At 62.9% G+C, this 26,542-nt stretch carries 21 protein-coding genes and 2 pseudogenes; 11 read left to right on the forward strand and 12 right to left on the reverse strand.

Translation table 11 applies throughout. From position 1 onward, the window contains the following. Positions 1-92: 92 nt before the first annotated feature. The 4 genes from hutH to hutC all read right to left on the reverse strand — a co-directional run bounded on the left by hutH (position 93) and on the right by hutC (position 4,899). Positions 93-1,625, reverse strand: coding sequence for a histidine ammonia-lyase (gene hutH, locus CAF78_RS06780; protein ID WP_085677989.1), 1,533 nt, complete (start codon positions 1,623-1,625; stop codon positions 93-95). 70 nt (positions 1,626-1,695) lie between these two features. After that, positions 1,696-3,369, reverse strand: a complete 1,674-nt coding sequence (gene hutU / locus CAF78_RS06785) for a urocanate hydratase (RefSeq protein WP_051099534.1) — start codon at positions 3,367-3,369, stop codon at positions 1,696-1,698. 253 nt (positions 3,370-3,622) lie between these two features. Continuing rightward, positions 3,623-4,192: a HutD family protein gene (locus tag CAF78_RS06790; RefSeq protein ID WP_085677988.1), complete on the reverse strand. Its 570-nt coding sequence runs from the start codon at positions 4,190-4,192 to the stop codon at positions 3,623-3,625. After that, positions 4,189-4,899 (reverse strand): histidine utilization repressor, encoded by a 711-nt coding sequence (gene hutC, locus CAF78_RS06795; RefSeq protein ID WP_177408507.1) that lies wholly within the window; start codon positions 4,897-4,899, stop codon positions 4,189-4,191. Before hutC ends, CAF78_RS06790 begins: the two co-directional genes overlap by 4 nt. A gap of 145 nt (positions 4,900-5,044) precedes the next feature. On the opposite strand from hutC, the gene CAF78_RS06800 reads away from it, so the two are divergent. Beyond that, the gene (locus tag CAF78_RS06800; protein WP_085677986.1) at positions 5,045-6,409 is read left to right on the forward strand and encodes a formimidoylglutamate deiminase; all 1,365 of its coding nucleotides are present in this window, start codon (positions 5,045-5,047) and stop codon (positions 6,407-6,409) included. A gap of 34 nt (positions 6,410-6,443) precedes the next feature. On the opposite strand, the gene CAF78_RS06805 is transcribed toward CAF78_RS06800, so the two are convergent. Together CAF78_RS06805 and bamE are read right to left on the reverse strand one after the other, a co-directional pair. Beyond that, positions 6,444-7,016, reverse strand: a complete 573-nt coding sequence (locus tag CAF78_RS06805; RefSeq protein ID WP_085677985.1) for a lipocalin family protein — start codon at positions 7,014-7,016, stop codon at positions 6,444-6,446. Then, positions 7,013-7,267: an outer membrane protein assembly factor BamE gene (bamE, locus tag CAF78_RS06810; RefSeq protein WP_027921036.1), complete on the reverse strand. Its 255-nt coding sequence runs from the start codon at positions 7,265-7,267 to the stop codon at positions 7,013-7,015. Before bamE ends, CAF78_RS06805 begins: the two co-directional genes overlap by 4 nt. A gap of 224 nt (positions 7,268-7,491) precedes the next feature. Between bamE and CAF78_RS28995 the strand changes: the two are divergent. Both CAF78_RS28995 and CAF78_RS29000 read left to right on the forward strand, forming a co-directional pair. After that, a pseudogene (locus CAF78_RS28995) lies at positions 7,492-8,529 on the forward strand (cache domain-containing protein); the annotation flags it as partial. Positions 8,530-8,658: 129 nt separating this feature from the next. Further along, entirely contained in the window at positions 8,659-9,384 is a 726-nt protein-coding gene (locus CAF78_RS29000; RefSeq protein ID WP_371856900.1) for a methyl-accepting chemotaxis protein, read from the forward strand. Positions 9,385-9,524: 140 nt separating this feature from the next. On the opposite strand, the gene CAF78_RS06820 is transcribed toward CAF78_RS29000, so the two are convergent. From CAF78_RS06820 to CAF78_RS06830, 3 genes are all read right to left on the reverse strand, one after another. Next, positions 9,525-10,121, reverse strand: a complete 597-nt coding sequence (locus CAF78_RS06820; RefSeq protein ID WP_085677983.1) for a DUF924 family protein — start codon at positions 10,119-10,121, stop codon at positions 9,525-9,527. A gap of 3 nt (positions 10,122-10,124) precedes the next feature. Further along, complete coding sequence (locus CAF78_RS06825; RefSeq protein ID WP_085677982.1) at positions 10,125-11,135, reverse strand: class 1 fructose-bisphosphatase; 1,011 nt, start codon at positions 11,133-11,135, stop codon at positions 10,125-10,127. Between the two features lie 245 nt (positions 11,136-11,380). Beyond that, positions 11,381-13,831 carry a glycogen/starch/alpha-glucan phosphorylase gene (locus tag CAF78_RS06830; protein WP_085677981.1) on the reverse strand — a complete coding sequence of 817 codons (2,451 nt, stop codon included), beginning with the start codon at positions 13,829-13,831 and terminating at the stop codon, positions 11,381-11,383. Positions 13,832-14,016: 185 nt separating this feature from the next. Between CAF78_RS06830 and CAF78_RS06835 the strand changes: the two genes are divergently transcribed. The 3 genes and pseudogenes from CAF78_RS06835 to CAF78_RS06850 form a co-directional block, all read left to right on the forward strand. Continuing rightward, positions 14,017-14,421 (forward strand): YkgJ family cysteine cluster protein, encoded by a 405-nt coding sequence (locus CAF78_RS06835; RefSeq protein ID WP_003249225.1) that lies wholly within the window; start codon positions 14,017-14,019, stop codon positions 14,419-14,421. A gap of 475 nt (positions 14,422-14,896) precedes the next feature. Beyond that, positions 14,897-15,178, forward strand: coding sequence for a hypothetical protein (locus CAF78_RS06845; protein ID WP_085677980.1), 282 nt, complete (start codon positions 14,897-14,899; stop codon positions 15,176-15,178). Between the two features lie 142 nt (positions 15,179-15,320). Next, positions 15,321-15,572 (forward strand): annotated as a pseudogene (locus CAF78_RS06850) (DUF3077 domain-containing protein); the annotation flags it as partial. Positions 15,573-15,578: 6 nt separating this feature from the next. Here CAF78_RS06850 and CAF78_RS06855 read toward each other — a convergent pair. The 3 genes from CAF78_RS06855 to thiI form a co-directional block, all read right to left on the reverse strand. Next, complete coding sequence (locus tag CAF78_RS06855; protein ID WP_085677979.1) at positions 15,579-17,003, reverse strand: PhoPQ-activated pathogenicity-related family protein; 1,425 nt, start codon at positions 17,001-17,003, stop codon at positions 15,579-15,581. A gap of 189 nt (positions 17,004-17,192) precedes the next feature. After that, positions 17,193-19,013 (reverse strand): translational GTPase TypA, encoded by a 1,821-nt coding sequence (typA, locus tag CAF78_RS06860; RefSeq protein ID WP_027921032.1) that lies wholly within the window; start codon positions 19,011-19,013, stop codon positions 17,193-17,195. Positions 19,014-19,140: 127 nt separating this feature from the next. After that, the gene (thiI, locus tag CAF78_RS06865) at positions 19,141-20,595 is read right to left on the reverse strand and encodes a tRNA uracil 4-sulfurtransferase ThiI (protein WP_085677978.1); all 1,455 of its coding nucleotides are present in this window, start codon (positions 20,593-20,595) and stop codon (positions 19,141-19,143) included. Positions 20,596-21,086: 491 nt separating this feature from the next. On the opposite strand from thiI, the gene glnA reads away from it, so the two are divergent. From glnA to ntrC, 5 genes are all read left to right on the forward strand, one after another. Then, complete coding sequence (gene glnA, locus CAF78_RS06870; protein WP_079230023.1) at positions 21,087-22,493, forward strand: type I glutamate--ammonia ligase; 1,407 nt, start codon at positions 21,087-21,089, stop codon at positions 22,491-22,493. 152 nt (positions 22,494-22,645) lie between these two features. Further along, a complete protein-coding gene (locus CAF78_RS06875; protein WP_085677977.1) occupies positions 22,646-23,188 on the forward strand; it encodes a chorismate mutase in 543 nt (180 codons plus the stop codon). 12 nt (positions 23,189-23,200) lie between these two features. Further along, positions 23,201-23,668 (forward strand): cupin domain-containing protein, encoded by a 468-nt coding sequence (locus CAF78_RS06880; protein ID WP_177408504.1) that lies wholly within the window; start codon positions 23,201-23,203, stop codon positions 23,666-23,668. Positions 23,669-23,980: 312 nt separating this feature from the next. Continuing rightward, positions 23,981-25,066, forward strand: a complete 1,086-nt coding sequence (glnL, locus tag CAF78_RS06885) for a nitrogen regulation protein NR(II) (protein WP_085677976.1) — start codon at positions 23,981-23,983, stop codon at positions 25,064-25,066. Further along, positions 25,063-26,499 (forward strand): nitrogen regulation protein NR(I), encoded by a 1,437-nt coding sequence (gene ntrC, locus CAF78_RS06890; RefSeq protein ID WP_085677975.1) that lies wholly within the window; start codon positions 25,063-25,065, stop codon positions 26,497-26,499. Before glnL ends, ntrC begins: the two co-directional genes overlap by 4 nt. The last annotated feature ends 43 nt before the right edge of the window (positions 26,500-26,542 follow it).

Raw genomic sequence — 26,542 nt, forward strand, 5'->3', positions numbered from 1 at the left:
GCTCCCACAGGTACAGCACCAGCCTTGAAGACTTCGGTACTCCTGTAGGAGCGGGCGTGCCCGCGAAGGGCCGCGCAGCGGCCCGGGGGGCATCACAGGCTAGGCAGGACGCCGGCTGGCAGCAGCCCGGTCAGGCTGCCCTTGGCCAGCAGCTCGACGGCGGCCTCGATGTCCGGCGCAAAGAAGCGGTCACGGTCGTAGTGCGGCACTTCACGGCGCAGCGCCTGGCGCGCCTGCTCCAGCTTCGCCGACGTCTTCAGGCCTTTGCGCAGGTCCAGCCCCTGACACGCACCCAGCCATTCGATGGCCAGCACGCCACGGGTGTTCTCGGCCATTTCCCACAGACGCTTGCCAGCGGCCGGGGCCATCGACACGTGGTCTTCCTGGTTGGCCGAGGTCGGCAGGCTATCGACACTGTGCGGGTGCGACAAGGCCTTGTTCTCGCTGGCCAGGGCGGCAGCGGTGACCTGGGCGATCATGAAGCCGGAGTTGACCCCGCCGTTTTCCACCAGGAACGGCGGCAGCTGGGACATGTGCTTGTCCATCATCAGCGAGATGCGGCGCTCGCTCAGCGAACCGATTTCGGCGATCGCCAGGGCGATGTTGTCGGCGGCCATGGCCACCGGCTCGGCGTGGAAGTTGCCACCGGAAATCACGTCACCTTCGGCGGCGAACACCAACGGGTTGTCCGACACGGCGTTGGCTTCGATGCCCAGCACCTCGGCGGCCTGGCGGATCTGGGTCAGGCAGGCGCCCATGACCTGTGGCTGGCAGCGCAGCGAGTACGGGTCCTGGACCTTGTCGCAGTTCTTGTGCGACAGCGACACTTCGCTGGCGTCGCCCAGCAGGTCGCGGAAGCAGGCAGCGGTGTCGATCTGGCCACGCTGGCCACGCACTTCATGGATACGCGCATCGAACGGCGAACGCGAACCCAGTGCCGCTTCGACGCTCAGGCCACCGCAGGCGATGGCGGCGGCATACAGGTCTTCGGCCTGGAACAGGCCGCGCAGGGCGTAGGCGGTGGAAGCCTGGGTACCGTTGAGCAGGGCCAGGCCCTCCTTGGCAGCCAGGGTCAGCGGCTCGAGGCCGGCGACCGCCAGCGCTTCGGTAGCCGGCAGCCACTGGCCCTGGTAGCGGGCCTTGCCTTCGCCCAGCAGTACCAGCGACATGTGCGCCAGCGGTGCCAGGTCGCCAGATGCGCCGACCGAGCCCTTGAGCGGGATGTGTGGGTAGACTTCGGCGTTGACCAGGGCGATCAGCGCATCGATGACCTTGCGGCGGATACCAGAGAAGCCACGGCTCAGGCTGTTGATCTTGAGGACCATGATCAGCCGCACCAGGGCGTCGTCCAGCGGCGCGCCGATACCGGCGGCGTGGGACAGGACCAGCGAGCGCTGCAGGTTCTCGAGGTCGTGGCTGGCAATGCGGGTGGAGGCCAGCAGGCCGAAACCGGTGTTGATGCCATAGGCGGTACGGTCTTCGGCAATGATCTGCTCGACGCAGGCGACGCTGGCGTCGATGGCCGGTGCGGCGCTGGCATCCAGCTGCAGGCGCACGGGTGCGGCGTGGATCGCGCGCAGCTGGGCCAGGGTCAGGGTGCCGGGCTTGAGGGTCAGTTCGGTCACTTCGCTACTCCAATTCTGTCGGGGGCCCGCGGGCCCCTCTTGTTGTTCAGTATCACCCAAAGTGCAGCGATCAGCCCGTGATCATTGGCAGGTCGAGGCCCTGCTCCTTGGCGCAGTCGATGGCGATGTCGTAACCGGCATCGGCGTGGCGCATCACGCCGGTCCCCGGGTCGTTGGTCAGCACGCGGGCGATACGCTCGGCGGCTTCATCGGTACCGTCGCAGACGATGACCATGCCCGAGTGCTGGGAGAAGCCCATGCCCACGCCACCGCCGTGGTGCAGCGAAACCCAGGTGGCGCCGCCTGCGGTGTTGAGCAGGGCGTTGAGCAGTGGCCAGTCGGAGACGGCGTCGGAGCCGTCGCGCATGGCTTCGGTTTCGCGGTTGGGGCTGGACACCGAGCCGGAGTCCAGGTGGTCACGGCCGATCACCACCGGGGCCGACAGCTCGCCGCTGCGCACCATTTCGTTGAAGGCCAAGCCCAGCTTGGCGCGCAGGCCCAGGCCAACCCAGCAGATACGTGCCGGCAGGCCCTGGAAGCTGATGCGCTCGCGCGCCATGTCCAGCCAGCGGTGCAGGTGGGCGTCGTCCGGGATCAGTTCCTTGACCTTGGCGTCGGTCTTGTAGATGTCTTCGGCATCACCGGACAGCGCCGCCCAGCGGAACGGGCCGATGCCGCGGCAGAACAGCGGGCGGATATAGGCCGGGACGAAGCCTGGGAAGTCGAACGCGTTGGCTACGCCCTCTTCCTTGGCCATCTGGCGGATGTTGTTGCCGTAGTCGAAGGTCGGGATGCCCTGCTTCTGGAAGTCGAGCATGGCCTGCACGTGCACGGCCATCGACTGCTTGGCGGCCTTGACCACGGCAGCCGGCTCGGTCTGCGCGCGGTCGCGGTACTGTTCCCAGGTCCAGCCGGCTGGCAGGTAGCCGTTCAGTGGGTCGTGGGCGCTGGTCTGGTCGGTGACCATGTCCGGGCGCACGCCACGCTTGACCAGCTCGGGCAGGATTTCGGCGGCGTTGCCGTGCAGGGCGATGGAGATCGCCTTGCCTTCGGCGGTGTACTTGGCGATGCGTGCCAGGGCGTCGTCGAGGTCAGTGGCCTGTTCGTCGACGTAGCGGGTTTCCAGGCGGAAGTCGATGCGGCTCTGCTGGCATTCGATGTTCAGCGAGCAGGCACCGGCCAGGGTCGCGGCCAGTGGCTGGGCGCCGCCCATGCCACCGAGGCCGGCGGTCAGTACCCACTTGCCTTTCAGGCTGCCGCCGTAGTGCTGGCGGCCGGCTTCGACGAAGGTTTCGTAGGTGCCTTGGACGATGCCCTGGCTACCGATGTAGATCCAGCTGCCGGCGGTCATCTGGCCGTACATGGCCAGGCCCTTGGCGTCCAGTTCGTTGAAGTGTTCCCAGTTGGCCCAGTGCGGCACCAGGTTGGAGTTGGCAATCAGCACGCGTGGGGCGTTGCTGTGGGTCTTGAACACGCCGACCGGCTTGCCCGACTGTACCAGCAGGGTTTCGTCGTCTTCCAGGCGGGTCAGGGTCTCGACGATCTTGTCGTAGCAGGCCCAGTTGCGTGCAGCGCGGCCAATGCCGCCATACACCACCAGCTCTTTCGGGTTTTCCGCGACCTGCGGGTCGAGGTTGTTCATCAGCATGCGCAGTGGCGCTTCGGTCAGCCAGCTCTTGGCGGTCAGCTTGTTGCCACGTGGGGCACGGATTTCAACGTCACGGTATTTGTTGTTGTCAGTCACGGGAAGGTCCTCGGCGGTTGTCCGCAGGCAGATGTGTCGTGGTCAATATACAAACACATCTTTACTTGTATGTACAAGCATGGACAACCAAATTTATCGGACCACTCCTCCGAATTCATGAAAGCACTGGGGCCGCCTTGCGACCCTTCGCGGGCAAGCCCGCTCCCACAGGAATGATGAAGCTGTCGAAGCTTGCACTTTCACTGTGGGAGCGGGCTTGCCCGCGAAGGGCTGCGCAGCAGCCCCAGCTATTTCAATTTGAAATGAGTTCGATCAGGCAGAACCGCCCTTGAACATCCAGCCCCAGCAACCCGTCGTTACCCTCCAGCCGCAGGCAGTCGTACAGACCCAGCGTGTGCGTTTCCCCAGCCATCGCCACTTCCACCTGGTTGCTCGCGGCAAACAGCAACACCGTCGACGCCGAGCTGTACAAGCGGCTGGTGCCATCGAACCACTGCAAGCGCGCCCGATAGCGCTGCGGCGCATAGATCAGGTTGAAGTCGCGGATCGGCCCACCGAGCAACGTGCAGCTGACCTGGCTCTCGCCACTGAAGGCGAACGCATCGAACGGCAGCAACGGCCGGCTGGCCTGGCCGTCGACCAGCAAACGCATGCCGTCGCCCTGGAGCACGGTGATGATCCGCTGGTAGCCGGCGAACACCGAAAACCCGCCCGACTCCTCGATATCGGCGATCGACAGGCGCCAGCCGAAGCCATCGAGCCCTTCGCCGTTGTCACGGGTGATCTCTTCGGTGAAACCGCCACCGTTCTTCCAGGGCATACGCGGGTAATCCTGCGCACGCAGCAACTGCAACTGGGTCATTTACTGAAACGTCCTTCAAGGCGGTGACGGGAACCGGGGTGGATCAGCCGCGCCGCCGTCACCGGCTGGCGGCCGGACCAGGTGCGCCGGCGGATCAGCAGGCAGGGTTCGCCGCGCTCGATCTGCAGCAGGCGGCACTCTTCGGGCTCGGCAAGAATCGCCTCGACCACGTGCTCGCCCTCGGTCAGCGGCGCGACCTGGGACAGATAGGCATAGGGCGTTTGCCGGGTGAAGTCCTGCTTGAGGTACTCGGGGGCGATGGCCGCGTTGACGTAGCGGTCCTCGATCTGCACCGGCACGCCGTTCTCGTAGTGCACGATCAGCGAGTGGAACACCCGCTGCCCTTCACGCATGTCCAGCGCCAGGGCGCGTTCGGAGCCTGCGGCCTCCTCGGCCAGCTTGATCACCTGGCAGCTATGCTGGTGGCCACGGCCGGCGATCTCGTCGGCGATGTTGTTGACCTCGAACAGCGCCGAGCGGGTCTTGGGTTCGGCAACGAAGGTGCCCACACCCTGCATGCGCACCAGCAGGCCCTCAGCGGTGAGCTCACGCAAGGCGCGGTTGATGGTCATGCGGCTGAAGCCCAGCTCGCTGACCAGTTCGCTCTCCGAGGGTACCCGGTGATGCGGTGGCCAGCTGCCGTTTTCGATCTGCTGGATGATCATCTGCTTGACCCGCGCATACAGCGGCGCCGGGCCCTCGCCCATCTGGGCAACCAGCGCGGAGACAGGAGGTGTCGGCACGGCGTTGAGTCCTTAGGCAATGGAATGAGCGGTAGCTTGCCGCAGTTTACCCGGCAGGCAAACGCCTGTATATGTATATACAAGTTAAACAATAACAGGATTTTTGCCGATGTCCGCCTATTTTGCCGAACGCGCCCTGCTGCCTACGGGGTGGGCCAATAACGTCCGCCTCGAAGTGTCCAGTGACGGCTTGCTCAGCCGCATCGAAGCCGACGCCTCGGCCGACGGCGCCGAACGCCTGGCCGGGCCGCTGCTGCCTGGCATGCCCAACCTGCACTCGCATGCATTCCAGCGGGCCATGGCGGGGCTGGCGGAGGTCGCGGGCAACCCCAACGACAGCTTCTGGACCTGGCGTGAGCTGATGTATCGGCTGGTCGGCAAGATCACCCCGGAGCAGCTGCAGGTCATTGCCCGCCAGCTGTACATCGAAATGCTCAAGGCCGGCTACACCTCGGTGGCCGAATTCCACTACGTGCACCATGACCAGACGGGCAAGGCCTACGCCGACCCGGCCGAGCTGTCGCGACGCATCAGTGCGGCCGCTGCCAGCAGCGGCATCGGCCTGACCTTGCTGCCGGTGCTGTACAGCCATGCCGGTTTCGGCGGCCAGGCCCCCAGCGAAGGGCAGCGGCGTTTCATCAATTCCACCGAGCAGTACCTGCAATTGCAGGCACAACTGGCGCCGCTGCTGGCGGCACAGCCCGCCCAACAGCTGGGCTTGTGCTTCCATTCGCTGCGCGCGGTCACGCCCGCCCAGATCGCCGAGGTGCTGGCGGCCGGCAACCAGCAATGCCCGATTCACATCCACATCGCCGAACAGCAGAAGGAAGTCGATGACTGCCTGGCCTGGAGCGGGCTGCGGCCACTGCAATGGCTGTATGAACATGTCGATGTCGACCGCCGCTGGTGCCTGGTGCACGCCACCCATGCAGAAGCGGATGAAGTCACGGCCATGGCACGCAGTGGCGCGGTGGCCGGTCTGTGCCTGACCACCGAAGCCAACCTGGGCGACGGTATCTTCCCGGCGGTGGACTTCCTGGCCCAGGGTGGGCGGATGGGTATTGGTTCGGACAGCCATGTTTCGCTGAGCGTGGTCGAGGAACTGCGTTGGCTGGAGTATGGCCAGCGCCTGCGGGATCAGCGGCGCAACCGGCTGTACCGTGGCGACCAGCCGATGGTCGGGCGCACGCTGTATGACGCGTCACTGGTCGGCGGGGCGCAGGCGCTGGGGCAACCGGTTGGCGAGCTGACGGTGGGCAAGCGGGCCGACTGGCTGGTGCTGGATGGGCAGGACCCGTATATCGCCATGGCCGAGGGGGACGGGATTCTCAACCGCTGGCTGTTCGCGGGCAGCGACCGTCAGGTGCGGGATGTGATGGTCAATGGTCGGTGGGTGGTGCGTCAGGGCCAACATGCCCATGAAGAGGAAAGCCGACAGGCGTTTGCCGGCGTGTTGCGAGCGCTACTGGGCTGAATGCAGAGGGGCCGCTAAAGCGGCCCCCGTCATTTCAATGCATCTGCACGATCTGCTTGTCCGGCGTACGCCAGATCAAGCGGCTGGTGTCATAGCCCTGCTGGCGGGCCTTGGACATCAGGCTCTCGCGCTCCCATACCGGCAGGGTCGGCGTGCGCGACAGGATCCACAGGTACTTGCGGTCCGGGCTGCCGACGATCGCGGTACGGTAGTGGTCGTCCACATACAGGATCCAGTACTCGCCCTTGGCCACGCCTGGCACCAGGCGGGTGAACCAGTTGTCGAACTCGACCCACAGCCGGTCGGTATGCCCCGGTTCCTGGATGTTGGCGTGCCCCTCGGCGCGCAGCCATTCATCCCCCATCGTACGGCAGCGGTTGAGCACGCCGTAGGAGCCATCGGGCTTGAGGTTGTAGTGCGCTTCGGACTGCGCGCACTCGGCCTGGTACTTCATCGGCAGGCGCGCCAGCTCGTACCACTTGCCCTGGTAGCGCTTGAGGTCGACATCACCGGCGGTCTTCGGCGCCAGCGGGTCGTTGGCGGAGGTGGCGCAGCCACCCAGCAGCATCACCAGGCACAACCCCAGCAGCAGGTGCAGACGCCTCATTTGAGACCCTGCCCGGAGTAGATCAGCACCTTGTCGGCCGCGTATTGCACGCTGATGAAGCTCTTCTCGTCCCCCCAGGTACAGCTGCTCATGCCCAGTGCACCGGAGCACTCGGTGGGCGTGCCGAGCAGCTGCTCGACCTCGGCCTTGTTCATGCCGGCCTTGAGCTTGGAATAGTTTTCCTGATTGATCTTGCTGCACGCAGTCAGGACGACGCACAAGGACAACAGGGCGAGGGAACGCAACGACATGAAGGGACACTCCTGGTAAATAGACACAGGCGAGTGGCCTGCAGTGACCTTCGACGGGAAAATCCCTCCCTGGTTCCCTGACCACACCGCTTTCGTCGTACGCCGTTGGTCGGCTGGACCTGCTCAAACGATTAATGTTTTGACGCGACGCGACGACACAGCGAGCACGCTGTGGCGAATTGCCACAGCGCCCTCCTATGCCTTGCCTTGTGCAGACCAGAAAAATGACCAAGAACCTCAAGTTCAGCCACAAGATCCTGCTGGCCGCCGCCCTCGTGGTGGCCGTTGCCTTTACCTGTTTCGTGCTGTTCAACGACTACCGACAACGCCAGTCCCTGCGCAGCGACACGCAGACCAACCTGCAGGACCTGGGCAGCCTCACCGCCGGCAACATCCGCAACTGGCTCGACAGCCGGATCCAGCTGCTCGACTCCCTGGCCCAGCAAGTCGCTGTCGATGGGCCAGGTAAAGCCAGCCTGGACCGTAGCTTGGCCCTGCCGGTGTACGGCAAGAATTTCCAGCTCACCTATTTCGGCGGCCAGGACGGCAGCATGCAGTCGGTACCGGTGGGCAACCGAGCCGCCGACTACGACCCACGGGTACGGGGCTGGTACAAGGCGGCCAGCGCCAGCGGCCAGACCATCGTCACCGAGCCGTACATTTCCGCCTCGGCCGGCAAGCTGGTGATCACCCTGGCCACCCCGGTGCAGCAAGCGGGCAAGCTGATCGGCGTCAGCGGCGTCGACACCGACCTGCAGACCATCAGCAACCTGATCAACGCCCTGAACTTCGACGGCCAGGGCCATGCCTTCATCGTCAACGGCGAAGGCAAGATCCTGATCCACCCCAAGGCCGACCTGGCCCTGAAAACCCTGGCCGACGTCTACCCGCAAGACACACCGCGCATCGGCAGCGGCCTGAAGGAAGTCGAAGTCGATGGCCGCAAGCAGTTCATCAGCTTCACCCACGTCGATGGCGTACCGTCAGCAGACTGGTACGTGGCCCTGGTACTCGACCAGGATGCAGCGTTCGCCATGCTGGGTGAACTGCGTACCTCGGCCATCGTCGCCACCCTGATCGCGGTGGTGGTGATCATCGCCCTGCTCGGTTTGCTGATCCGCGTCCTGATGGAGCCGCTGCACCTGATGGGCCGCGCCATGCATGACATCGCCGAAGGCGAAGGCGACCTCACCCGGCGCCTGAGCATCCACGCCCACGATGAGTTCGGCAGCCTTGGCCAATCGTTCAACCGCTTCGTCGAGCGGATTCACGAGTCGATCCGCGAAGTGGCCTCGGCCACCGGCCAGGTCAACGCCGTGGCCGCCCAGGTGGTGGACGCCTCGAATGCCTCGATCGCCAACGCCGACCAGCAGTCCAGCCGCACCAGCAGCGTGGCGGCAGCGATCAACCAGCTGGGCGCCGCCGCCCAGGAAATCGCCCAGAACGCCGCGCTGGCCTCGCAGCACTCCAGCGAAGCACGCGGCCTGGCCGAAGATGGCCAGCAGGTGGTCGGGCGCACCATCGATGTGATGAACCAGCTGTCGGCACGCATCAGCGACTCGTGCGGCAACATCGAGACACTCAATGCCCACACCGCCAACATCGGGCAGATTCTCGATGTGATCAGCGGTATTTCCCAGCAGACCAACCTGCTGGCGCTCAACGCCGCGATCGAAGCGGCCCGTGCCGGCGAGGCCGGGCGTGGCTTTGCCGTGGTGGCCGACGAAGTACGCAACCTGGCGCACCGCACCCAGGAGTCGGCACAGCAGGTGCAGCGCCTGATCGAGGAACTGCAGGCCGGCGCGCAAGTAGCGGTCAGCACCATGAACCAGAGCCGCCAGCACAGCGACCACAGCGTGGGCATTGCCAACCAGGCCGGCGAGCGCCTGGGCAGCGTGACCCAGCGCATTGGCGAGATCGATGGCATGAACCAGTCGGTGGCCACCGCTACCGAAGAGCAGACGGCCGTGGTCGAGTCGATCAATGTCGACATCACCGAGATCAATACGTTGAATCAGGAAGGGGTGCAGAACCTGCAGAGCACCTTGCGTGCCTGCACCGACCTGGAGCATCAGGTCGAGCGGTTGAAACACCTGGTGGGCAGTTTCAGGATCTGATATCTGCGGTGCCTGCTTCGCGGGCAAGTCGGGGCGCCGAACCGCCGCTCCCACAGGGACAGCGCAGATTTCGAAGGCTGTGCAGTACCTGTGGGAGCGGCGGTTCGGCGCCCCGACTTGCCCGCGAATAGGCCCTTGAATCAGAACCTGGAACCAGGCTCCAGCAGGAAGTCCATTTCTTCGCTGGTACTCGGCCGCCCCAGCACCAGGTTACGGTGCGGGAAGCGGCCGAACCGGGCAATCACCCGCTGGTGCTGTTCGGCGTAATCGAGGAAACCTTCGAACAAGCGCCGGTTGCCCTCTGGCTGCTCTTCGAGCAGCACCTGGTAACGTTCGACGCACAGGTTCTGCCAGTCCAGCACCTCGGCATGCTCCAGCACCAGCAGCACGAACACCCGCTGGATCGGCAGCAACTGGTAATCCCAGTGCTTCTGCAAACCCTGCATGGCCACCACCTGGGCACGCCGGTCGCCCTCGAAGGCGCGCGGTGTATCGCGGTAGAGCATGCGCGGCAGCTGGTCCAGCAGGATCAGCAAGCCAAGCCAGCCTTGCGGGCTCTGCTGCCACTCGTCGAGCCCACCCGCCAGGGCGTGCTCGACCAGGTCGCCAAACAGCGCCTGGGCTTCGGCATCGTGATGCTTGCCGAACCACAGCGTGCTCTTCTCGTCAGCCACGGCCTGGGGACTGGTGCCCCAACCGAACCACCACTCCAGCAACGGCTGCCAAGGTGCGAGCATGACTTACTCCTTGTGGTAGGCGGTGACGCGCTCGACCTCTTCCTTCGAGCCGAGGATCACCGACACGCGCTGGTGCAGGCTTTCTGGCTTGATGTCGAGGATGCGATCGTAACCGTTGGTGGAAGCGCCGCCGGCCTGTTCGATGATGAACGACATCGGGTTGGCTTCGTACATCAGGCGCAGCTTGCCTGGCTTGCTTGGCTCGCGGGCATCACGCGGGTACATGAACAGACCGCCACGGGACAGGATGCGGTGCACGTCGGCCACCATCGAGGCGATCCAGCGCATGTTGTAGTTCTTCTTCAGCGGGCCGGTCTCGCCAGCCAGCAGTTCGCCCACGTAGCGCTGCACCGGGGCTTCCCAGTGACGCTGGTTGGACATGTTGATGGCGAACTCGGCGGTGCTTTCCGGTACGCGGATGTTTTCGTGGGTCAGGACGAAGCTGCCCAGCTCGCGGTCCAGGGTGAAGCCCTTGACGCCGTTGCCCAGGGTCAGGATCAGCATGGTCTGCGGGCCGTAGATGGCGTAACCGGCGGCGACCTGCTGGGTGCCTGGCTGCAGGAAGGCGTTTTCGTTCAGGGTTTCGTTCTGGCTCAGGTACTCGTTAGGGCAACGCAGTACCGAGAAGATGGTGCCGACCGACACGTTGACGTCGATGTTGGACGAGCCGTCCAGTGGGTCGAAGACCAGCAGGTAGGCGCCTTTCGGGTACTTGCCCGGGATCTGGTAGGCATTGTCCATTTCCTCGGAGGCCATGCCGGCCAGGTGGCCGCCCCATTCGTTGGCCTCCAGCAGGATATCGTTGGAGATCACGTCCAGCTTCTTCTGGACTTCGCCCTGCACGTTTTCAGTGCCCATGCTGCCCAGCACGCCACCGAGGGCGCCTTTGGACACGTGATGGCTGATTTCCTTGCACGCACGCGCCACCACTTCGATCAGGAAGCGCAGATCGGCAGGGGTATTGTTGCTGCGGGTCTGCTCAATCAGATAGCGACTCAGGGTAACGCGGGACATGTATGGCTCCGAAAGGAATAGGGGGAGAAAAACCCCCGCAGTTTACAGGGAGAGTTGCAGGCTAGCGAGTGATGAGACTCGCCACGGCTCTCTGACGGCACAATAGGTCGGTAGTTCAGCAAGCGCCAGGCCGATGGTCTGGTTGTGGGCCCATTCGCGGGCACGCCCGCTCCCACAGGTGTTTCGCGAGCTTCAAGGCCTGCGCTGTAACTGTGGGAGCGGGCGCGCCCGCGAAGTGCCTCACATCAATCCAACGCCTTCCAGATCTCGCTGGCATATTCACGAATGGTCCGGTCCGAGGAGAACCAGCCCATCCGCGCCGTGTTCAGCACCGCCATGCGCCACCATTCCTGCGGTGTGTGCCACAGCTCCTCGACACGCCGCTGGGCATCCCAATAGGCATCGAAGTCGGCGCACACCAGGAAGCGGTCATAGGCCACCAAGCCGTCGATCAGCCCCGTATAGCGCGACGGATCATCCGGCGAGAACACCCCGCTGCGAATGGCCTGCAGCACATCGCTCAAGCGGTTTGACGCGGCGATCGCGGCGTTGGCACCGAAATCACCGGACCGCTTGCGTGCCTCCACCTGCTGCGCGGTCAGGCCGAAGATGAACATATTGTCCGCCCCCACCTGTTCACACATTTCGACATTGGCACCATCGAGCGTGCCGATGGTCAGCGCGCCGTTGAGGCCGAACTTCATGTTGCTGGTGCCGGAGGCCTCGTAACCGGCCGTGGAGATCTGCTCCGACAGGTCCGCCGCCGGGATGATGCTTTCGGCCAGGCTGACGTTGTAGTTGGGCAGGAACACCACCTTGAGCAGGCCACGCACCGTCGGGTCGTTGTTGACCACCCGGGCGATGTCGTTGGCCAGCTTGATGATCAGCTTGGCCTGGTGATAGCTGGCCGCTGCCTTGCCGGCGAAGATCTTCACCCGCGGCACCCAGTTGGTACCAGGGTCGTTGCGCATGGCCTGGTACAGCGCCACGGTATGCAGCAAGTTGAGCAGCTGGCGCTTGTATTCGTGGATCCGCTTGACCTGCACGTCGAACAGCGCCTCGGGGTTGACCGTGACGCCAATCCGGTCCTGGATGATGCTGGCCAGCGCGCGCTTGCTGTGCAGGCGCTGGGCGGCGAACTGCTTGCGAAAGCCCGGTTTGTCGGCGAATGGCACCAGCCCGGCCAGGCGCCCCTCGGGGTCGTCCTTGAGCTCCGGGCCCAGTGCCTCGACCAGCATCTCGGTCAACTGCGGGTTGGACTGGTACAGCCAGCGGCGGAAGGTGATGCCGTTGGTCTTGTTGTTGATCCGCTGCGGGTAGAGCTTGTGCAGCTCGGCGAACACCGTGCTCTTCATCAGCTTGCTGTGCAGCGCCGACACGCCATTGACACTGTGCGAGCCCAGGAATGCCAGGTTGCCCATGCGCACACGGCGGCCGTTGTCCTCTTCGATCAGCGAGACTGCCCGCAGCACGTCGAAGTCGTGCAGGCCTTTGGCGCGCAGGCTGTCGATATGGTAGGCATTGATCAGGTAGATGATCTGCATGTGCCGCGGCAGCATGCGCTCCATCAGCGCCACTGGCCAGGTTTCCAGGGCTTCGGGCAACAAGGTGTGGTTGGTGTAGGCGAGCGTGCCGACAGTCAGCTCCCAGGCTTTTTCCCAGGGCACTTCGTGCTGGTCTACCAACAGCCGCATCAGCTCCGCCACGGCAATCGACGGGTGGGTGTCGTTGAGCTGGATGGCCGCCGCATCAGGCAGGTTCAGCAGGTCCTTGTGCATGTTCAGGTGCCGGCGCAGCAAGTCTTGCAGCGAAGCCGACACGAAGAAGTATTCCTGGCGCAGGCGCAGCTCCTGCCCGGCCTCGGTGCTGTCGGCCGGGTACAGCACCCGGGAAATGCTCTCGGCCCGCGCCACCTCGGCCACGGCGCCCAGGTGGTCACCGGCATTGAAGCGCTCCAGGTGCAGTTCTTCCAGCGCCCGCGCACGCCACAGGCGCAAGGTGTTGACGCTGGCACCGCGCCAGCCGACCACCGGCGTGTCATAGGCAACAGCCCGTACCGTTTCGCCCGGCCACCACACCTGACGCTGAATGCCGCCGGCATCGTGCACGGTCTCGACACTGCCGCCGAAACTGATCGGGTAGATCACTTCCGCACGCTCGAACTCCCAGGGGTTGCCGAAGTCCAGCCAGTTTTCGGTCTGTTCCTGCTGCCAGCCATCCACCACTGCCTGGCGGAACAACCCATGCTCGTAGCGGATCCCGTATCCGTGGGCGGCAATGCCCAGGGTCGACATGCTCTCCATGAAGCACGCCGCCAGGCGGCCCAAGCCGCCGTTGCCCAGCGCGGCATCGGGTTCGAGCAGGCGGATGCGCTCCAGGTCCACGTCCAGCCCTTCCAGCGCATCACGGGCGATGTCCAGCAAACCCAGGTTGCTCAGGCTGTCGTACAGCAGGCGGCCGATGAGAAATTCCAGGGAGAGGTAATAGACCCGTTTCTGGCTACGTCGGTAGGCCTGCCGGGTGTGGTCCATCCAGTGATCGACCATGTGATCACGCGCCGCCAGGGCAATGGCTTCGAACCAGTCGTGGTCGAACGCATGCTCCGGGTCCTTGCCGACCGCGTAGGTCAGTTTGTTCAGTACAGCGGCACGAAATTCGGCCACCTCGGCGTCACGTGCTTTGGGTTCCTGGGACATGCGGCATCCTCTGGCAAGTTGACGAAAGCGGAGGGAGATTGTTGAGACTAGACCCTTCGACAGGGAGCGACAGTGACTGTTCGCAGTTTTCATGCCGACACTGTGATTCCGGCAAAAGGTTGTTCACAATTTGAGCAACTCGGGTATGATCGCGCGCCCCAAGACCGTGATTCACCCCCATAACGATGAAAACGACCCTGATTGCTGCGGCCGAAGTCGACCGCCTGGAGACCTGGCAGCGCTACACCAGCAACATGTGCCATGGCTGCCATTCGACCTGTTGCACCCTGCCGGTGGAGGTGAAGATCAAGGATCTGATCCGCATTGGCGTGGTGGACGAGTTCGAGAAAGACGAACCACCGAAGAACGTAGCCAAGCGTTTGCAGAAGGAAGGCATCATCGAACGCTTCAACCAGAAGTCGGGGATCTTCACCCTGACCCGAATGAGCAACGATGACTGCATGTACCTGGATCGCAAGAGCCGGCTGTGCACCATTTATGACAAGCGGCCCGATACCTGCCGCAACCACCCGAAGGTCGGGCCGCGGCCGGGGTATTGTGCTTACAAGCCGAAGGTAGTTGGTCGGTGATTCGCTGCCCTCTACAGGCATATCGCAAAACTTGAAGCCCTTGTTTGACCCTGTGGGAGCGGGCTTGCCCGCGAAGCAGACACCGCGGTGCATGGCACCGGCTTCGCCGGTGTTCGCGGGCAAGCCCGCTCCCACAACCCCTCTTCCGCCACGATATCCCACAGCTTCTTCAGACGTTTCCTACGCATCTGAGCTGGTGATAAGGCCACCTGCGAAATACCCTACAAACCCTGTCGACTCGCGTCTGATTGTTACTGGAAACCTGTCTCTCTAGGCTTTCCAGGTCGCTGAATGGTTCAGCGATCGAGGTGTGGAAACCTTGGCAATTCAACTGGCTGCTGTCGTCATGACAGCTGTACGCGGGAGGCTCTCGAGCCTACCGGGTTTGCCATGTGCCTGGTTTTCCACCCCGTGTACAGCTGTCACCCCAATGTGTGGAAACGGATGGGTGGCACATGAACTACATGGTGCCAATATGAAAAAGATCGTCCCCGACCCACCCCACCACTTCGACCTCCCAGACGGCACGACCCTCACCCATGCCATCTGCGAAAACCTCGTCCCCCTCGACCACGTCTTGGTCAACATCACCCACTACCTGATGATCGCCTACAACCACAGCCACCGCGCCCTCGACGGCATTGCCGATGACCACACGCGGGAAACGCTGGTGAATGGCTTGAGAGCCTTGCAGTTGGCCTGGGGGCAGGCGGATGCCTTGTCGCTCGCCTTGGAGCGTGCCGGCAGCACGCATTGATGTCCCCCTTTTCGCGGGCGCGCCCGCTCCCACAGGGACCGTGCAATGCCCGAGGCCGGCGCCGTACTTGTGGGAGCGGGCGTGCCCGCGAACACCGGCAGAGCCGGTGCCATCCACATCAGAGATTCAGGGAGAGAAACCAATGACCGAAAACAACCAGACCACCCCCGGCAAAACCTGTTTCTACCAGGGCGAAGAACACAAACAACCGCTGTTCCAGGTCTGCGCGGGCATCCCCTGCCAGGACGCCCGCGAACAAGCCTCCGAACTGCTGGGCTGCGTGCGCGACCTGACGCTGACCGCCGTGATGGACAACGACCCGCAACTGATCTGGGCAGCGCACTACCTCAGTGCATTAGCCAAGGCCCTGCTGGACGACGCCGAACTGGGCATGCGCTTCTCACGTGTTCTGCGCCGGGAAGCTGCGGCAAGCACCACCCTGATCCGTCGGCGGGTGCTCGGGGTACGTCTGCGGCAGCACGCTGACCGGGCTGGTGGCGATGAAGCCATCAGCGAACTTCGCTTCGACGAACTGCGCCTGCCATCCCGTAGCGGGCTCCGTGCGTTGCAGGGTGAAGTGTTGCTTGGGCGCGAGCGTTTCGGACTGGTAGCGCACCCCGCAGGCATAACGGAAGTCGCGGTCCTGGCTGTTGCTCGCCGTCCACACTTTCACCGCCACTGGCGTTTCGGAGAAGTCGACGAGCATCTGCCCGGCCTGCCCGCTTGCCGACACCTGCACGCTCGGCAGCGGTTTGCCATCGCGCAGGCGCGTCACCACCGGCACCAAGGTGCTGACCACCGCTTGTCGCACACCACCATGGTCGGAATTGGGCAACACCCTCAAGCTGGTCATGCCTGGCAGGCGCTGCTGATAATCGGTTACCGGATCAGGCGCGAAGAAGTCGTCACCACTGGCTGATACCAGGTACTTGGGAATGGCCAGGCGCTGCCCCTCCTCGCCCAGGTACTGCATCGGATCCATCATCACCATCAGCCGCTCGAATGCCGGGGTGCCCAGCTGTTGCAGAACACCGGCCTGCTGGTAGGAACCCAGCGCCAAGGGCCAGTGCCCCCCATAACGTTTGCGCAATCCAGCCAGCATGTCCGAAGTGTCCGCGACGTCGATCACACTGGGCACGATGGCCATCACCCGCTCATCGGCCAATGCCGTGAGCCATGCACTCCAGCCGCGCTTGGAAGCACCCGTGATGATGAAACGGTCCACCGTGAGCCCCTGCTTGCCCAGCTCCTGCTCGGCCAGGTCCATCGCCCGGCTCGCCGCCGCAGCCATTGGCACATGCAGTGGCAGTTCCGGCGCCGCCCCACGCAGCGAATGGGCCCAGGTATGGGCGACAGCGTCATCCTCGCGCAAGGGCTTGTCGACATCGGCAAAGGTTACGTACTGGTTGGGCACATCGCTGATCATGACCACGGCCATCTGCGCCTTGAGGGCGACTTCGCGCAACGCTTCACGGGCATAGTCAGGGGTTTGCGCCGGCCCGTGCCGCACGCCGTTGTTCACCACCAGCAAGGCTTTGCCAGGCACTGCATTGCCCGGGATGTGCAGCTCGACATTGTGCTCCCAGCGGCGCGGCTCAAGCACCGGGGCAGGTTCCCACACCTGCGAAACCATCTGCAGGCGACGGAGTGCGTAACCAGGCTCGGAGGCCTGCTCGATCAATTCAGATTCCAAGGGTGTCTGGCGCACCTTGCCAATATGGCACTGAACGACCTCCTGCGGACGCGGGTTGGTGCATTCCTGCACGGCGCAAGCCTGCAAGCTAACCATCAGGCAGGGGATGGCCATCGCCAAGCGATAATTCATGGTCATGCTTCCTATACGAGAGAATGCACTCCACGCTAGGCATGACAACGAGCACTCACAAGGCGCGAAAGGCTCTGGAAGATGCAACCTACGCGAGCTTGAGACATCACCTACAAAAACCTTGCGCCATACAAACAAAAACGCCCCCGGCCTTTCGACCGGGGGCGTTTTCATTCAGCCTGAGCTAACTCAGTTCTTGGCTTTCTTGGCAGCGCGGGTACGCTCGCCTTCGTCCAGGATCTTCTTGCGCAGACGGATCGACTTCGGCGTCACTTCGCACAGCTCGTCGTCCTGGATGAATTCCAGGGCCTGCTCGAGGGTGTGGCGAACCGGCGGAACCAGGGCGATGACTTCGTCCTTGCCCGAAGCACGCATGTTGTCGAGCTTCTTGCCTTTGGTCGGGTTCACGCCCAGGTCGTTGTCACGGCTGTTCAGGCCGATGATCTGACCGTTGTAGATCTCCTGGCCGTGTTCAACGAACAGCTTGCCGCGAGCCTGCAGGGTTTCCAGCGAGTAGGTCAGTGCCTTGCCAGTCTCGACCGAAACCAGAACACCGTTCAGACGGCCGGACATCTGGCCCGACTTCATGGTGTCGTAGCGATCGAAGATCGAAGTCAGGATGCCTGCACCGTTGGTCAGGGTCAGGAACTGGTTACGGAAACCGATCAGACCACGGGCTGGAATGTTGTACTCCAGGCGAACACGGCCCTTGCCATCCGGCACCATGTTGGTCAGGTCGCCTTTACGCAGACCCATCTCTTCCATGACCTTGCCCTGGGATTCTTCAGGGATGTCGATGGTGACGTTCTCGAACGGTTCCTGCTTCACGCCGTCGACTTCGCGGATGATCACTTCAGGACGGCCTACAGCCATCTCGAAGCCTTCACGGCGCATGGTTTCGATCAGCACGGACAGGTGCAGCTCACCACGGCCCGATACCTTGAACTTGTCAGGGGAATCGGTTTCCTGAACGCGCAGAGCAACGTTGTACAGCAGCTCCTTGTCCAGACGGTCCTTGATGTTACGGCTGGTGACGAACTTGCCTTCCTTACCGCAGAACGGCGAGTCGTTGACCTGGAAGGTCATCGAAACGGTCGGCTCGTCAACGGTCAGCGGCTTCATCGCTTCTACCGCATCCGGGGCGCACAGGGTGTCGGAGATGAACAGCTCGTCGAAACCGCTGATGCAGACGATGTCGCCAGCCTGGGCTTCTTCGACGTCGACGCGGTGCAGGCCGTGGTGGCCCATCAGCTTGAGGATACGGCCGTTACGCTTCTTGCCGTTGGTGTCGATGGCGACAACCGGGGTGTTCGGCTTGACGCGGCCACGGGCGATACGGCCAACACCGATAACGCCGAGGAAGCTGTTGTAGTCCAGAGCGGAGATCTGCATCTGGAACGAGCCGTCACGGTCAACGTCCGGCGCTGGTACGTTGTCGACGATCGACTGGTACAGGGCGGTCATGTCTTCGCCCATGGCGGTGTGGTCCAGACCGGCAATGCCGTTCAGGGCCGAGGCGTAGACGACTTTGAAGTCCAGCTGTTCGTCGGTGGCGCCGAGGTTGTCGAACAGGTCGAAGATCTGGTCCAGCACCCAGTCAGGACGCGCGCCCGGACGGTCGACCTTGTTGATCACGACGATCGGCTTGAGGCCGGCTTCGAAGGCCTTCTTGGTCACGAAGCGGGTTTGCGGCATCGGGCCGTCCTGGGCGTCGACCAGCAGCAGCACGGAGTCGACCATCGACATTACACGCTCAACCTCACCACCGAAGTCGGCGTGGCCGGGGGTGTCGACGATGTTGATGTGGTAGCCGTTCCAGTTGATGGCGGTGTTTTTCGCCAGAATGGTAATACCGCGCTCTTTTTCCTGGTCGTTGGAGTCCATGACGCGCTCGTCGTTGAGCTCGTTACGCTCCAGGGTGCCGGACTGACGCAGGAGTTTGTCGACCAGGGTGGTTTTACCATGGTCAACGTGGGCGATGATGGCGATGTTACGCAGATTTTCGATCACAACTGTATCTCGATCAGAGGATTCGGTTGCCACCAGTTTAGGTGGCGAATATGTAAGGTTTGAGGCTCAGCGGGCCCGATGGTCGGGAGGGCGATGGCGGATGCTGCCGCCATACAGCCCTGGCGTCTTATGTCGGACGATAAACACGCACATTGGCATGTCCCTCACTGAGCAGGTGGTGTGCGTGCAAACGGCTCATCACACCTTTGTCGCAATACAGCAAGTACTGGCGCATAGGGTCCAGATGCTTGAACTTGCTGTTGATCGCATAGAACGGCATGGCCTGGACTTCGATACCTTCCAGCGCCAGGGGTTCGTCTTCCTGGGCATCGGGGTGACGAATGTCGATGACGATCTGGCCCGGCAGCGCCTCGGCCACTTCCTCGACTTCGATGTCCTTGCCCAGCTCGTCGATCACGTGGTCGATGGAGATGAACTTGGCGCGCTCCAGGGCGCGCTCGAGCACGGCCATGTCGAACTGCTTTTCTTCGTGTTCCATGCGGTGACGCTTGGCATGGGTGGTCGGGTTCACCGAGATCACGCCGCAGTATTCCGGCATGTGCTTGGCGAAGTCGGCGGTGCCGATTTCGGTGGCCTGGTCGATGATGTCCTGCTTGTGGCTGGCCAGCAACGGGCGCAGCACCAGCTTGTCGGTAGCCGAGTCGATGATCGACAGGTTCGGCAGGGTCTGGCTGGACACCTGGGAAATCGCCTCGCCGGTGACCAGCGCGTCGATCTGCAGGCGGTCGGCCATGTGCGCGGCACCGCGCAGCATCATGCGCTTGAGGGTCACGCCCATGTAGCTGTTGTCGACCTTGTTGAGGATCTCGCCGACCACTTCTTCGAACGGCACGCTGATGAACAGCACGCGCTGGCTGCTGCCGTACTTCTTCCACAGGTAGTGGGCCACTTCCATCACACCTAGCTCGTGGGCACGGCCACCGAGGTTGAAGAAGCAGAAGTGGGTCATCAGGCCACGGCGCATCATCTGGTAGGCCGCCACGGTGGAGTCGAAACCACCGGACATCAGCACCAGGGTCTGCTCCAGGGCGCCCAGCGGGTAGCCGCCAATGCCATTGTGCTGGTTGTGGATCACGTACAGGCGCTGATCGCGGATCTCCATGCGCACCACGACTTCTGGCGTCTTCAGGTCGATGCCGGCGGCGCCGCACTGCTGGCGCAGCTGGCTGCCGACGTAGCGGTCAACGTCCATCGAGGTGAAGTCGTGGTGGCCGCCGCGCTTGCAGCGCACCGAGAAACGCTTGCCGGCCAGCAGGTGGCCGAAGTGCTGCTTGCACTTGGCGACGATGTCGTCGAAGTCACCCAGCGGGTATTCCTCGACCTGCAGGAAGTGGGTGATACCCGGGGTGCAGGTGAGGCGCTCGATCATCTCGCGCTGGACCTTCTCGTCCTCGACGCGGGTGACCACCTCGAGATTGTCCCAGACACCATCGACCGCGAGCTCTGGATCGAGGTCCTTGAGCACGTTGCGGATGTTCTTGCCGAGCTGACGGATGAAGCGCTTGCGCACCGGCCGGCTCTTGATGGTGATTTCTGGGAAGACTTTGACGATAAGTTTCATTGGGTTAACAGCGCGCGCAGGGCCTGCCGAAAATAGGGGGCGCGAATTATAGCGGAAATTGCTCAGGATTTGACCAACTTTTGATCAGAAGCTTTCAGATAAATGCAGGAGCCGGGTTTTGTGCTGCCTGTACCGGCCCTTTCGCGGGCAAGCCCGCTCCCACAGGGTCCGCACAAAATTCCAGCCCGGCGCTATCACTGTGGGAGCGGGCTTGCCCGCGAAGAGGCCCTCAAAAAAAGCACACACTGAAAGCCATGCACTGCTTTGGTGCTCTACACTCGATTCTTGCCTCGTAAGGGTGCACTTTTACCCGCTGCCAGCCCGGCAAATGCCCGCAAACGCCCCTTTTTATCTCGCCCTCGCCATTTTCGGGCACTGGCATGCAATTTGCTCCCTTGTGAGGCAGGTACGCTTGGCCGACTATCCGCGCCCGGCAACACCCTTTTTCCAGAGCAGCGGCCCACCGCGCTCTAGACCCTCCGGAGGACAACATGTCGAAGTCGGTTCAACTCATCAAAGATCATGACGTCAAGTGGATTGATCTGCGTTTCACGGACACCAAGGGCGTACAGCATCACGTGACCATGCCGGCGCGTGATGGCCTGGACGAAGACTTCTTCGAAGTCGGCAAGATGTTCGACGGTTCCTCCATCGCTGGCTGGAAAGGCATCGAAGCTTCCGACATGATCCTGATGCCGGTCGACGAGACCGCCGTCCTGGACCCGTTCACCGAAGAACCGACCCTGATCATCACCTGCGACATCGTCGACCCGTCGAGCATGCAAGGCTACGATCGCGACCCACGTGCGATCGCCAAGCGCGCCGAAGAGTACCTGAAGAGCACCGGCATCGGTGACACCGTATTCGCAGGCCCTGAGCCAGAGTTCTTCATCTTCGACGAAGTGAAGTTCAAGTCGGACATCTCCGGCTCGATGTTCAAGATCTTCTCCGAGCAAGGCTCGTGGATGTCCGACGCTGACGTGGAAGGCGGCAACAAAGGCCACCGTCCAGGCGTGAAAGGCGGCTATTTCCCGGTTCCGCCGTTCGACCACGACCACGAAATCCGCACCGCCATGTGCAACGCCCTGGAAGAAATGGGCCAGACCGTTGAAGTTCACCACCACGAAGTGGCGACTGCCGGCCAGAACGAAATCGGCGTCAAGTTCAACACTCTGGTGAAGAAAGCTGACGAAGTACAGGCCCTGAAGTACGTCGTGCACAACGTTGCCGACGCTTACGGCCGTACCGCTACCTTCATGCCGAAGCCACTGTACGGCGACAACGGCTCGGGCATGCACGTACACATGTCGATCTGGAAAGAAGGCAAGAACACCTTCTCCGGTGAAGGCTATGCCGGCCTGTCCGAAACCGCCCTGTACTTCATCGGCGGTATCATCAAGCACGGTAAGGCCCTGAACGGCTTCACCAACCCGTCGACCAACTCGTACAAGCGTCTGGTCCCAGGCTTCGAAGCCCCGGTAATGCTGGCCTACTCGGCTCGCAACCGTTCCGCCTCGATCCGTATTCCTTACGTCGGCAGCCCGAAAGCCCGCCGTATCGAAGCACGCTTCCCGGACCCATCGGCCAACCCATACCTGGCCTTCGCGGCCCTGCTGATGGCTGGCCTGGACGGCATCCAGAACAAGATCCACCCAGGCGATGCAGCCGACAAGAACCTGTACGACCTGCCGCCAGAAGAAGCCAAGGACATCCCGCAAGTGTGCGGCAGCCTGAAAGAGGCTCTGGAAGAGCTGGATAAAGGCCGTGCGTTCCTGACCAAGGGCGGCGTGTTCTCCGACGACTTCATCGATGCCTTCATCGAGCTGAAGTCGGAAGAAGAGATCAAGGTCCGCACCTTCGTGCACCCGCTGGAGTACGAGCTGTACTACAGCTGCTGATCTGATTGGCGCCTTGCGCCGATCTGATTCACCGAAAACGGCCTTCTTCTGAAGGCCGTTTTTTGTTTTACACCCGTCCGTTTCAGATGCGTCCTACAAGCAAGGATTGGCTGACTGCGCACAATCCAATCTCCGACAACCAGGAGATTGCCATGCGCCTCACCCCCTTCGTGCTGTGCTTCACCTTCTCCCTCCTTGGCTGCAGCGCCAACTCGCCACCCGAACTCACACCCGTGCTCGCGGCAATCGGCCAGCGCCTGGACCTGGCCCAGTCCGTGGCAGTGCACAAGTGGGACAACGCCCTGGCGGTCGAAGCGCCCGCCCGCGAACTGCAAGTCTTGCAGCAGGTTCACGCCTCAGCGCCCGACTATGGCCTGACGCCCGAGCGGGCGACTGCCTTCTTTGCCGACCAGATCGAAGCCAACAAGATGATCCAGTACGGGTTCATCGACCGCTGGACCGCACTGGGCAAGCGACCACCCCAGCAACCCCGGGACCTGGCCAATGAGCTGCGCCCACGGCTGGACATGCTGCAGTCGACGCTACTTCACGAACTGGGCCGCCTTGACCGGCTACCGATCAAAGATTGCCCACGCAAGCGGGCGGACGCCCTTGCCAGATATGCAAACGACCCCCTCCGGCATTTGGCCATGGTTCGAGCTACCGCGCAGTTGTGTGCGCCTCACTCAAGCTGAAGGATAACGATCATGCGTATTGCACTGCTTCTGCTCACGACATTACTGATTACAGGCTGTAACGAGCCGCCACCACCAAGCACCGAGATAACGTCCAGGACACTCCTGCGCACAGGGGTCGCCTGGGACCAGACACCCTACACGCATTACCCACAAGGCCAGCCCGAGCTGTCACTGCTGAAAATCCACATCCCGGCCCGTTCGACGCTGGACTGGCACTGCCATCTGGCGCCAAACATGGGCTACATGCTGAGCGGTGCGATCGAAGTGGAAAACGCAGCTGGCATTCGCGTCAGCCTCAAGGCCGGTGACACCTTGGCCGAGATCGTCAACGGGCTTCATCGGGGCCACACCACCGCTGAACCGGCCGAGATCCTGGTGTTCTACGCCAGTGCCAAGGGTATACCGCCATTTACCTCCGCAGGCGAATGCCCACCACCCGCCCCGGCTGAGGGAGCGCCTGGGTCCAGCGCAAGCTGAACCCTGCCAGGCAACTTGCCGGACCGTTGAAATCGAAACTTATCGGATACTCTCTATGCTCTATATTGGTGCACTTAACAGGCGCACGCCCTTGAGTGCACCCTAAAACAGGTCACAAGGCTCGTTGAATCAGGGCAATCTGGTCCGAATAGGCGCAATTGCAGGTCTTTATCAGGCAATTCCGCTTCTTTTCGGAGCCTTGGTTTGTTTCTTGCATTTTCTTGTGCAGAGACTGGCATCCGCGGATCCGCCGCCTGCCCGGCCATGGCCGTGCCCTGCCTGACAAGCGCCAAAAGAGGTCAACGACGCCTTATGACCATCAGCGATGCACAGCACCGTCTGCTTCTGGACAACCTGACCACCGCCACGCTCCTGCTCAACGCCGAGCTGCGCCTGGAGTACATGAACCCGGCTGCGGAAATGCTCCTGGCCGTCAGCGGCCAGCGCAGCCACGGGCAGTTCATCAGTGAGCTGTTCACCGAATCGACCGAGGCGCTCAACTCGCTGCGCCAGGCCGTGGAGCAGGCGCATCCGTTCACCAAGCGCGAAGCGCAACTGACCTCGCTGACCGGGCAGACCATCACCGTCGACTATGCGGTGACGCCGATCCTGCACCAGGGCAATACCTTGCTGCTGCTGGAAGTGCACCCGCGTGATCGCCTGCTGCGCATCACCAAGGAAGAAGCCCAGCTGAGCAAGCAGGAAACCACCAAGATGCTGGTGCGCGGCCTGGCCCACGAGATCAAGAACCCGCTCGGCGGCATCCGTGGCGCAGCACAGCTGCTGGCCCGCGAGCTGCCCGAAGAGGGCCTGCGCGACTACACCAATGTGATCATCGAAGAGGCCGACCGCCTGCGCAACCTGGTCGACCGCATGCTCGGCTCGAACAAGTTGCCGTCGCTGGCCATGACCAACATCCACGAGGTGCTGGAGCGGGTCTGCAGCCTGGTCGAAGCCGAAAGCCAAGGCTGCATCACTTTGGTGCGCGATTACGACCCAAGCCTGCCGGACGTGTTGATCGACCGCGAACAGATGATCCAGGCCGTACTGAACATCGTGCGCAATGCGATGCAGGCGATCAGCTCGCAGAATGAGCTGCGCCTGGGCCGCATCTCCCTGCGCAGCCGCGCCGTGCGCCAGTTCACCATCGGCCACGTGCGCCATCGCCTGGCGGCGCGCATCGAGATCATCGACAACGGCCCGGGCATCCCCGCGGAACTGCAGGACACCCTTTTCTATCCCATGGTCAGTGGGCGCCCGGACGGTACCGGGCTCGGACTGGCCATTACCCAGAACATCATCAGCCAGCACCAGGGCCTGATCGAATGTGAAAGCCACGCAGGGCACACCGCCTTCTCGATCTTCCTGCCCCTGGAACAAGGAGCCACCGCCTCATGAGCCGAAGTGAAACCGTATGGATCGTCGATGATGATCGCTCCATCCGCTGGGTCCTGGAAAAAGCCCTGCAACAGGAAGGCATGACCACCCAGAGCTTCGACAGCGCCGATGGTGTCATGGGCCGCCTGGCTCGCCAGCAGCCGGATGTGATCATTTCCGACATTCGCATGCCCGGTGCCAGTGGCCTCGACCTGCTGGCGCAGATCCGCGAGCAGCACCCGCGCCTGCCGGTCATCATCATGACCGCCCATTCTGACCTGGACAGCGCCGTGGCGTCTTACCAGGGCGGTGCCTTCGAATACCTGCCCAAGCCATTCGACGTCGACGAAGCGGTGTCGCTGGTCAAGCGCGCCAATCAGCACGCGCAGGAACAGCAAGGCCTGGATGTCCCGCAGGCCCTGGCCCGCACCCCGGAGATCATCGGCGAAGCACCGGCGATGCAGGAGGTCTTCCGCGCCATCGGCCGCCTGAGCCACTCCAACATCACCGTGCTGATCAACGGCGAATCCGGTACCGGTAAAGAACTGGTGGCGCACGCCCTGCACCGCCACAGCCCGCGTGCTGCATCGCCGTTCATCGCCCTGAACATGGCAGCGATTCCGAAGGACCTGATGGAGTCCGAGCTGTTCGGCCATGAGAAAGGCGCCTTTACCGGCGCGGCCAACCTGCGCCGCGGCCGTTTCGAGCAGGCCGACGGTGGCACCTTGTTCCTCGACGAGATCGGCGACATGCCGGCCGACACCCAGACCCGCCTGCTGCGGGTGCTGGCCGATGGCGAGTTCTATCGGGTTGGCGGCCATGTGCCGGTGAAGGTCGATGTGCGAATCATCGCGGCGACCCACCAGAACCTGGAGTCGCTGGTAACGGCCGGCAAGTTCCGCGAAGACTTGTTCCACCGCCTCAACGTGATCCGCATCCATATCCCGCGCCTGGCCGACCGCCGCGAGGACATCCCGGCGCTGGCCCGTCACTTCCTCGGCCGTGCCGCCCAGGAGCTGGCCGTCGAGCCGAAGCTGCTCAAGCCGGAAACCGAAGAGTTCATCCGCAACCTGCCGTGGCCGGGCAACGTGCGCCAGCTGGAGAACACCTGCCGCTGGATCACCGTGATGGCCTCCAGCCGCGAAGTGCTGATCGGCGACCTGCCGCCCGAGCTGCTGAACCTGCCGCAGGACGCAGCACCGGTGACCAACTGGGAACAGGCGCTGCGCCAGTGGGCTGACCAGGCCTTGGCGCGAGGGCAATCGAACCTGCTCGACAGCGCGGTACCCAGCTTCGAACGGATCATGATCGAGACTGCGCTCAAGCACACCGCCGGGCGCAGGCGTGATGCGGCAGTGCTGCTGGGCTGGGGGCGCAACACCCTGACGCGCAAGATCAAGGAACTGGGGATGAACGTGGCGGGAGGGGAAGACGATGAGGGTGAGGAGCACTGATTTAGCGGTTCACCTGTAAGACCCTTGGGGCCGCTTTGCGGCC

Source organism: Pseudomonas sp. R28(2017) (genome assembly GCF_002112505.1).
Lineage (GTDB): Bacteria > Pseudomonadota > Gammaproteobacteria > Pseudomonadales > Pseudomonadaceae > Aquipseudomonas.

What these genes read in the sequence shown, in the direction of transcription:
- CAF78_RS06830 (WP_085677981.1), bottom strand. Translation starts at nt 13,831, where the DNA reads ATGTCCCAGGAACCCAAAGCACGTGACGCCGAGGTGGCCGAATTTCGT.
- glnA (WP_079230023.1), top strand. Translation starts at nt 21,087, where the DNA reads ATGTCGAAGTCGGTTCAACTCATCAAAGATCATGACGTCAAGTGGATT.
- CAF78_RS06855 (WP_085677979.1), bottom strand. Translation starts at nt 17,003, where the DNA reads ATGAATTATCGCTTGGCGATGGCCATCCCCTGCCTGATGGTTAGCTTG.
- ntrC (WP_085677975.1), top strand. Translation starts at nt 25,063, where the DNA reads ATGAGCCGAAGTGAAACCGTATGGATCGTCGATGATGATCGCTCCATC.
- hutC (WP_177408507.1), bottom strand. Translation starts at nt 4,899, where the DNA reads ATGGGCGAGGGCCCGGCGCCGCTGTATGCGCGGGTCAAGCAGATGATC.
- CAF78_RS06845 (WP_085677980.1), top strand. Translation starts at nt 14,897, where the DNA reads ATGAAAAAGATCGTCCCCGACCCACCCCACCACTTCGACCTCCCAGAC.
- CAF78_RS06875 (WP_085677977.1), top strand. Translation starts at nt 22,646, where the DNA reads ATGCGCCTCACCCCCTTCGTGCTGTGCTTCACCTTCTCCCTCCTTGGC.
- bamE (WP_027921036.1), bottom strand. Translation starts at nt 7,267, where the DNA reads ATGTCGTTGCGTTCCCTCGCCCTGTTGTCCTTGTGCGTCGTCCTGACT.
- CAF78_RS06825 (WP_085677982.1), bottom strand. Translation starts at nt 11,135, where the DNA reads ATGTCCCGCGTTACCCTGAGTCGCTATCTGATTGAGCAGACCCGCAGC.
- CAF78_RS06790 (WP_085677988.1), bottom strand. Translation starts at nt 4,192, where the DNA reads ATGACCCAGTTGCAGTTGCTGCGTGCGCAGGATTACCCGCGTATGCCC.
- CAF78_RS06805 (WP_085677985.1), bottom strand. Translation starts at nt 7,016, where the DNA reads ATGAGGCGTCTGCACCTGCTGCTGGGGTTGTGCCTGGTGATGCTGCTG.
- thiI (WP_085677978.1), bottom strand. Translation starts at nt 20,595, where the DNA reads ATGAAACTTATCGTCAAAGTCTTCCCAGAAATCACCATCAAGAGCCGG.
- CAF78_RS06800 (WP_085677986.1), top strand. Translation starts at nt 5,045, where the DNA reads ATGTCCGCCTATTTTGCCGAACGCGCCCTGCTGCCTACGGGGTGGGCC.
- glnL (WP_085677976.1), top strand. Translation starts at nt 23,981, where the DNA reads ATGACCATCAGCGATGCACAGCACCGTCTGCTTCTGGACAACCTGACC.
- CAF78_RS06835 (WP_003249225.1), top strand. Translation starts at nt 14,017, where the DNA reads ATGAAAACGACCCTGATTGCTGCGGCCGAAGTCGACCGCCTGGAGACC.
- CAF78_RS06880 (WP_177408504.1), top strand. Translation starts at nt 23,201, where the DNA reads ATGCGTATTGCACTGCTTCTGCTCACGACATTACTGATTACAGGCTGT.
- CAF78_RS06820 (WP_085677983.1), bottom strand. Translation starts at nt 10,121, where the DNA reads ATGCTCGCACCTTGGCAGCCGTTGCTGGAGTGGTGGTTCGGTTGGGGC.